At 43.6% G+C, this 8,422-nt stretch carries 9 protein-coding genes; all 9 read right to left on the bottom strand.

Features of this window, described 5'->3' with window-relative positions; translation table 11 throughout:
- Positions 1 to 922 (bottom strand): 30S ribosomal protein S1 (locus ACTNES_RS17770; RefSeq protein WP_441040252.1); only part of this gene is annotated, 922 nt, incomplete at its 3' end.
- Positions 903 to 1,781, bottom strand: coding sequence for a 4-hydroxy-3-methylbut-2-enyl diphosphate reductase (gene ispH / locus ACTNES_RS17765; RefSeq protein WP_441040251.1), 879 nt, complete (start codon positions 1,779 to 1,781; stop codon positions 903 to 905). The genes ACTNES_RS17770 and ispH, both read right to left, overlap by 20 nt.
- A gap of 118 nt (positions 1,782 to 1,899) precedes the next feature.
- Positions 1,900 to 2,571, bottom strand: a complete 672-nt coding sequence (cmk, locus tag ACTNES_RS17760; protein WP_291816747.1) for a (d)CMP kinase — start codon at positions 2,569 to 2,571, stop codon at positions 1,900 to 1,902.
- 229 nt (positions 2,572 to 2,800) lie between these two features.
- A complete protein-coding gene (locus tag ACTNES_RS17755) occupies positions 2,801 to 4,201 on the bottom strand; it encodes an NAD(P)/FAD-dependent oxidoreductase (protein WP_441040250.1) in 1,401 nt (466 codons plus the stop codon).
- Between the two features lie 88 nt (positions 4,202 to 4,289).
- Positions 4,290 to 5,702 carry an oxaloacetate decarboxylase subunit alpha gene (locus ACTNES_RS17750; protein WP_441040249.1) on the bottom strand — a complete coding sequence of 471 codons (1,413 nt, stop codon included), beginning with the start codon at positions 5,700 to 5,702 and terminating at the stop codon, positions 4,290 to 4,292.
- Between the two features lie 168 nt (positions 5,703 to 5,870).
- Positions 5,871 to 7,019, bottom strand: a complete 1,149-nt coding sequence (locus tag ACTNES_RS17745) for a sodium ion-translocating decarboxylase subunit beta (protein WP_441040248.1) — start codon at positions 7,017 to 7,019, stop codon at positions 5,871 to 5,873.
- A 16-nt stretch (positions 7,020 to 7,035) separates the two neighbouring features.
- The gene (locus ACTNES_RS17740) at positions 7,036 to 7,404 is read right to left on the bottom strand and encodes a biotin/lipoyl-binding carrier protein (protein WP_026649622.1); all 369 of its coding nucleotides are present in this window, start codon (positions 7,402 to 7,404) and stop codon (positions 7,036 to 7,038) included.
- A gap of 99 nt (positions 7,405 to 7,503) precedes the next feature.
- Positions 7,504 to 8,259, bottom strand: coding sequence for an OadG family transporter subunit (locus tag ACTNES_RS17735; protein WP_441040247.1), 756 nt, complete (start codon positions 8,257 to 8,259; stop codon positions 7,504 to 7,506).
- 14 nt (positions 8,260 to 8,273) lie between these two features.
- Positions 8,274 to 8,422: carboxyl transferase domain-containing protein (locus tag ACTNES_RS17730; RefSeq protein ID WP_441040253.1), on the bottom strand; the 149-nt coding region annotated here is incomplete at its 5' end.

Here is an 8,422-nt window from a genome sequence, read left to right as displayed (position 1 = left end):
GAGATACATGAAGAAGTGCATCTACGCCAGGTGCGAGTTCTACGAATGCACCGAAGTCTGTCATACGTGCAACTTTACCTTTTACTACGTTTCCTACAGCGAAGTCCTCAGCTGCTGTGAGCCATGGATTCTCTTCCGGGAATTTAAGGGAAAGTGCGATCTTATCTCCGTTGATCTCTTTGATAAGAACTCTTACAGTGTCACCAACGTTGAATACTTTCTTCGGATTCTCTACTCTGCCCCAGGACATTTCAGAGATGTGAAGAAGTCCATCAGCTCCGCCGAGATCGATGAATGCACCGAAATCTGTAACGTTCTTAACAGTTCCTTCAACTGTATCGCCAACATGGATTTTCTCCATTAATTCTTTCTGTTTTTCTGATTTCTCAGCAAGAAGAAGCTGTTTACGATTACCGATGATACGGCGTCTTCTTGGGTTGAATTCTGTGATCACGAATTCGATTTCCTGATCTGCATATTTGGAAAGGTCTTTCTCATATGTGTCGGAAACGAGGCTTGCAGGAATGAATACTCTTGCTTCGTCTACGTTTACACAAAGTCCGCCATCAAGTACCTGAGATACAGTAGCTTTTAATACTTCCTGATTCTCAAATGCTTCTTCAAGACGTTTGTTACCTTTCTCTGCTGCCAGTCTCTTATAAGTAAGAGTAACCTGACCTTCTCCATCATTTACTTTGAGAACTTTTGCTTCCATTGTGTCGCCAACGTGAACAGCATCTGTGAGTACAAGGCTTGCATCGTTAGAGTATTCGTTCTTTGTGATAATACCGTCTGCTTTATAACCGATATTCAGAATAATCTCATCTTCTTTTACATCGATGACAGTACCCTGTACAATCTCTCCATTTCTGATAGTTTTTACGGAATCTTCCAGCATCTGTTCAAAACTTAATTCTGACATGTTCTTGAACCTCCTCAATAATTTTCTTTGGGGTGGAAGCCCCTGCTGTAATACCTACATAACTACTGCATTGGAACATTTCAGAATCCAAGTCTACAGGTGTTTGTATATAGTAAGTATTTCCACATTCCTTTTTGCATATTTCAAACAGCTTTTGAGTATTGGAACTATGGCGGCCGCCTACGACCAGCATAGTGTCTACCTCTCCGGCTATGTTTTTTGCTTCTTTCTGCCGTTCTTCGGTAGCATTACAAATAGTGTTTAAAATATTAAGAATATTTAAAACATTATTATCATACCTCTTTTTGCGAAGAATTTCAACTAAATCTTTAAATTTGTTGTAATTAAATGTCGTCTGGGACACAATACTTATTTTTTTCCCTTTTGAAGGTACAAATGCGTCTGCTTCTTCCTGGTTTTTGATCACTGTGTAGGGACCCTGACACCATCCGCAGATGCCCTGAACTTCGGGGTGATCTTTGTCGCCGATGATAATCACGTGTTTTCCGGCAATGCTTTCTTTCTCTACGATGCGGTGGATTTTCAGAACGAAGGGGCAGGTGACATCTACGTAGGAGATGTCTTTTTCCTTCAGTTTATCGTAGATCGGTTTCCCTACACCATGAGAACGGATCACTACAATGCCGTTCTGCAGGTTTTCATCGGGTGCATCTAAGCTCTCTTCTGTGATGACGTGAACGCCTTTGGCTTCCAAATCTGATACTACCTCTTCGTTGTGGATGATCGGACCCAGAGTGAAGATCGGTTTCTGTTCTGTATCGATCAGTTCATAGACTTTGTCTACTGCGCGTTTGACGCCAAAGCAGAAGCCGGCCGTTTCTGCTACTTTTACTTTCATAAATAATCCTTTCGCTCTGTACAGTTATACACATATCTATTTCTCGATAGTAATTTCTTTAGCAGGAAATAATAAAGCATCAATATCAAAGAAATTGCATGGTTTTCAATATAAAATACTATTTCTGTACTTTTTCCTTATATACATTAAGGATGGCATTTACAACATCATCAATTCCCATTTCTGAGGAATCTACAAGTACTGCATCGTCTGCCTGTTTCAGAGGAGAAACTTCACGGTTCATATCGCGTTCATCGCGCTCGATGATGTCCTTGCGGATCTGGTCGAGGTTGAACGGTTCTCCTTTTTGCTCGTATTCGAGGGCTCTTCTTCTGGCTCTGGTGTCGGCGCTGGCGGTGAGGTAAATCTTTACTTCAGCGTTCGGAAGGATGGTTGTGCCGATATCTCTTCCGTCCATGACTACATCGTTCTTCTCTGCCAGAGTTCTCTGGAGTTTCAGAAGATGAGCTCTTACTTTTGCATTTGCGGAACTTTTGGATGCCATGTTTCCTACCTGTTCGGTACGGAGCATGGAGTTGACGTTCTCGCTGTTGAGGATTACGATCTGCTCTCCGTTTTTATATTCGATAGAGATGTCTGCACCGGAACATGCGGCTTCGATCTCGTCCTGACTGTCTCCGTTTACGCCATGGTTGAGGAGATATAAGGCCATTGCTCTGTACATGGCTCCTGTGTCTACATAGATAAATGATAATTCTTTCGCCACTTTTTTGGCGATAGTGCTCTTTCCTGCTCCTGCAGGTCCGTCGATGGCAATATTACATCCCATTTTCACGGTTCCTCCTGTTTCTATTATTTAAACAGATTTCTCTGTCTTATTGCTTAATATTTATATTTAATCAAGCGGATAATGTATAGCCGAATCATATCATAGATATAATTTTCTTACAAGATACTGCCTTATCTGCTTACTTCTATAATAGCTTTACTGTTACTGGTTGCTGTCCATTAACACTCTATGTGGGCTAGTATCATGTGAACAGAGTAACGATCATCGATTATTGTATCGCCTGTGCTGCCAGATATGCAGTTGACCAGGCAATCTGTAAGTTATATCCACCTGTCACTGCATCCAGATCCAGCACTTCGCCTGCGAAGTAAAGACCTGAGATTTTCTTTGATTCCATGGTTCCAGGGTTAATCTCTTTTACGGAAACGCCACCTTTGGTGATGATGGCTTCTTTGAACTCACCCATTCCTGTGATGGTAAACGGGAATGCCTTTATGAGGTCAATAAAGTGCTGGCGTTCTTCTCTGGAGATGTCATGGATTTTCTTATCTGCCGGGATTCCGCCCAGCTCCAGCATAACTGGTGTCAAAGACGATGGGAAAAGTACGCCGATGACGTTCTTGAACTGTTTGTTCTGTCCTGCTTCGAATTCACGCAGGATTCTGGCATCAAGCTGTTCTTTTGTAAGAGCCGGTTTGAGATCCAGATATGCGGACAGTTCACCATTTGGAGCTTTTGCCAGTTTTGCGCCGATGTGAGCACTGGCAGACAGGATCATCGGACCTGTAACTCCGAAGTGAGTAAACATCATTTCACCGAAATCTTCATACAGTACTTTCTTGCCGTTCTTTATGGTAAGTCCCGTGTTCTTCAGAGAAAGACCCTGAAGTTTCGGGATATAGTCTTCTTTTGTCTTTAATGGAACCAGAGATGGGCTGATGTCTGTGACTTTCAGTCCCAGTTCCTTTGCGAAACGGTATCCGTCTCCTGTGGAGCCTGTACTCTGATAGGAGAATCCACCGGTAGCCACGATGACTGCATCACCTTCCATGAAGGTACCATCTTCAAGAATTACTCCTGTAATCTTCTCTTTTTCTTTACCATCAGCTTTTTCTGCCTTGCTTTTTAATTTAGCAGTTGCTACGTCTGTTGAGTTGTTTCCTGAATTACTTTCTGAATTACTTTCTGAATTACTTTCTGAATTACTTTCTGAATTACTTCCTGACTTATTCTCTGTTTCGCTGTCTGCTGCAGATTCTTTTACGATTTCTTTTACAGCTGTATGCAGATGAATCTTTGCTCCTGCTTTCTTCAGTTCCCGTTCCAGGGCACGGATGATATCTGAGGAATGGTCAGATTGTGGAAAAACACGGTTTCCTCTTTCTACTTTCAGAGGGACGCCTGCTTCTTCAAAGAAATTCATGACGTCCTGTGGACCAAATGAATAGAATCCACTGTAGAGGAACTTCGGGTTACTCATTACTGCCGGGAAAAGTTCTTCTGTGTCGCAGGCATTAGCTACGTTGCATCTGCCTTTTCCTGTGATAAATACTTTCTTGCCGAGTTTCTCGTTTTTTTCTAATATATGAACTTCATGATGGTTGCGGGCTGCGAAAACTCCCGCCATCATGCCGGCAGCTCCTCCGCCGATGATCAAAACTTTACTCATGGAATGTCCTCCTAATATTACATTCCTCTATAATAACGCAAAGGAGCCTGCCTGCACAAGCTCCTTTTTCTCGTTTGGACATATTTAATTAAACCGGATAAGCTCCGTTCTTTTTGTCAGCTGCTTTTTCGTCAACTTTTGTTTTCTGAGCCTGACGATATTTGAAGAAGTCCATAGCCACCTGTGGGAACAGCGCGTATGTTAATACGTCTTCATCCTGTTCTTTGTACTGAGCCATTTCACTTTCGAGTTTCTCAAGCTCATTGTCAAGAAGGTCTGCAGGACGGCATGTGATCGGTTTCTCATCGCCGATGCACTTCTTCTGTACTTCCGGATTAAACGGTTTTACAGTTGCGCCGTATTTTCCTAACAGGATATCCTTTGTTTCTTTTGTAACCATTTTGTATCTCTCGCCCATAAGTACGTTGAATACAGCCTGTGTACCAACGATCTGTGAAGACGGAGTTACAAGTGGCGGCTCGCCGAGGTCTTTACGTACACGCGGAACTTCCTCAAGAACATCGTAGAATTTGTCTTCTGCGTGCTGTTCTTTTAACTGGGAAGTCAGGTTGGAGAGCATACCGCCCGGTACCTGGTACAGTAAAGTTTTGATGTTAACACCAAGGTTCTTCGGATTGAGCAGTCCGCTGTCAAGAGCTTCGTCACGGATCGGACGGAAGTAGTCAGCGATCTCTGAAAGAAGTTTCTGGTCAAATCCTGTATCATATGGTGTTCCCTTGAATGTCTCAACCATAACTTCTGTTGCAGGCTGGGATGTTCCCAGTGCGAATGGAGACATTGCTGTATCGATGATATCTACACCAGCTTCTACTGCTTTTAAGTAAGTCATGGAAGCTACACCGGATGTGTAATGTGTATGAAGGTCGATCGGGATCTTAACTGTTTCTTTTAATGCTGTTACAAGCTCTGTAGCTTTGTTTGGAAGGAGAAGACCTGCCATATCTTTGATACAGATGGAATCAGCGCCCATATCTTCGATACGTTTTGCGATGTCTGTCCAGTATTCCAGTGTGTAAGCATCTCCTAATGTGTAGGAAAGAGCTACCTGTGCATGAGCCTTCTCTTTGTTTGCAGCGCTTACTGCTGTCTGCAGGTTACGAAGGTCATTGAGGCAGTCAAAAATACGGATGATGTCGATTCCGTTTGCAGCAGATTTCTGTACGAAGTATTCTACAACGTCATCTGCATATGGACGATATCCAAGGATGTTCTGTCCACGGAAGAGCATCTGAAGTTTTGTGTTCTTGAAGCCGTCACGTAATTTACGAAGTCTTTCCCATGGATCTTCGTGGAGGAAACGAGGGGATGCATCGAATGTTGCACCACCCCAGCACTCTACTGCGTGATAGCCGACTTTGTCAAGTTTATCTACGATCGGAAGCATCTGTTCTGTGGTCATACGTGTTGCGATCTGGGACTGATGAGCATCACGGAGAATTGTTTCCACAATTTTAACAGGTTTTTTCTCTAATTCTGCCATTATTAAATCTCCTTTATAGTTTGTTCGTTACTGACCATTTTGTTCTCAATAACTTAGCCAATATTACTTCAGGGATCAGACAGTTGTCATACCCTGTGGCTCTATATCGAATAGCGGTTCCACTGCCTATTGCATCCGCAATAAAAGCAGGGAACTCATTTTATTCAATTATACACCGAAAATAGCCATGAATGTTCCGGCTGCTACGGCTGTACCGATAACACCGGCAACGTTCGGGCCCATTGCGTGCATCAGAAGGAAGTTTGTAGGATCTGCCTCTGCACCCACTTTCTGGGATACACGGGCTGCCATAGGTACTGCGGATACACCGGCAGAACCAATCAGCGGGTTGATACGTCCATGAGTCAGTTTGCAAAGCAGTTTACCAAGCATACATCCACCGAATGTACCGATTGCGAATGCAACAAGACCTAAAACTACGATCTTCAGAGTATCTACGTTTAAGAATGCTTCTGCACTTGTGGAAGCACCTACGGATGTACCCAGAAGGATAACTACGATATACATCAGGGCATTGGAAGCTGTTTCTGTCAGCTGTTTTACAACGCCGCACTCTCTGAACAGGTTACCAAGCATGAGCATACCAACCAGCGGAGCTGTTGTAGGCAGGATCAGGCAGACAACGATTGTGATAATGATCGGGAACAGGATCTTCTCCAGTTTGGAAACCGGGCGAAGCTGATCCATTTTGATCTTACGTTCTTTCTCTGTTGTGCAGAGTTTCATGATAGGCGGCTGGATGATTGGAACCAGTGACATATAGGAATATGCTGCTACTGCGATCGGTCCCATCAGGCTTGTCTGTCCAAGTTTACCTGCAAGGAAAATGGAAGTCGGGCCGTCAGCACCACCGATGATGGAGATTGCTGCTGCTTCTTTTCCGTTGAATCCAAGGAAGATTGCAAGGAAGTAAGCTGCATAGATACCAAGCTGTGCTGCTGCACCCATCAGGAAGCTGATCGGGTTTGCGATCAGCGGACCGAAGTCTGTCATGGCACCTACACCCATGAAGATCAGGGATGGTAAGATACTCCACTCATCAAGGATGTAGAAATAATGAAGAAGTCCACCTACACCGTTGGACATATCTTCCGGATTTGCCATAATGTCCGGATAGATATTTACAAGCAGCATACCAAATGCGATAGGAACAAGCAGAAGCGGCTCGAATCCTTTCTTGATAGCAAGGTAAAGGAATACGCAGGCTACTGCGATCATCAGGTAATTGCCCCATGTCAGATTAAAGAATGCTGTCTGATGAATCAGGTTGGACAATGTTTCTGTTACATAAGACATTTGACTACCTCCCGTCTTAGTTCATTGTTGCTAAAGTATCTCCGTTTTCTACAGAGGCACCTTCTGCAACATCAATGCTTGCGATAGTACCATCCTGAGGAGCTACTACAGGGATTTCCATTTTCATGGATTCAAGAATAACTACGCTGTCTCCGGCTTTTACTGCCTGTCCAACGCTTGCTGCTACTTTAACAACTTTTCCTGGTACGGAAGCAGTTACTTTCACTGCACCTGTGCCTGCTGCCGGTGCTGCTGCTTTTGGTGCTGCTGCCGGTGCTGCCTTAGGTGCTGCTTTTGGAGCTGCTGCTGGTGCGGATACGCTGCCTGTTTCTTCAACAGTTACTTCATATGCTGTACCGTTTACTGTAATTGTATAGCTTTTCATTTTAAAATCCTCCTAAATGATAATGTTACTGCTCACTACGTTCGATGTGACACGTTCTGAAAATATTAAATAGAACAGTAATAAATCTTTCACTTTTTATTATCTTCTGCTTCTTTTCGCTTTACGGATGGAACGAACTACGAATCCGTCTGTTGTAGTTCCTTCTGCTGCTGCAATTGCTGCTGCGATAACAGCTACCAGTTCTCCGTCATCTGCAAGGTTCTCTTCTGCCTGTACAGGAGCCGCTGCTGCGATTGCTGCCGCCTCAGCTTCTTTTGCAGCTTTGGCTGCTTTTGCTTCTGCTGCTTTCTTTGCTTCCGGATTCGGAATAAATTTAAACAGAGAAATCAGAAGGCTTAATAAAACCAGCATTACGAATACAGTTCCGATACCCATCAGAGTGTTAAGACCAGCTCTCTGAAGAGTTTTTCCAAGACCATACTGTACATCTACAGACAGAGAAGTCGGTGTTCCTGTTGCATCGAAAACATATACAAAATTTGCATCTGCTTTCTCAAATTTAACAGGAACTGTAACTGTATACTGATCATCCTTTAAGGTTACAGTAGTTTCGCCATTGTTTTCTTTCTTTGCGCCAAGTTCATCTCTGGCAGAGTTCCAGGACTGCATTGCACTTGCAGTAAACTCATTTGTTGAGTCCAGGTAACTTTCGATTTCTTCATCACTGAATCCAATGATCTCATCTGTCAGACCCTCTGTTGTGGTTACCAGAGAGTTCTTTACAGAATCATCAACTTCGTCAGCAGCAAATACCATAGAAGTACTGCCAATGATCAGTGCTGCCATTACGAGAAGTGCCATGCAGACAGAAGTTATTTTTTTGATTGTCTTCATATGCGTCACCTCGCTTAAACCGTTCCGTGTTTCTTAGACGGACGATCTTCCCTCTTTGTGAACAGCATCTCAAATGCACCGATTACATATTTTCTTGTGTCAGCCGGGCTGATCACAGTGTCAACATAGCCTCTTGCTGCTGCAGAAGCAACACCCTTCTGAA

Origin of the sequence: Blautia sp. HCP3S3_D9 (genome assembly GCF_052063845.1) — a bacterium.
Lineage (GTDB): Bacteria > Bacillota > Clostridia > Lachnospirales > Lachnospiraceae > Blautia_A.
The sequence above is the reverse complement of the archived record's forward strand: the minus strand, read 5'-3'. Positions and strand labels throughout refer to the sequence as shown.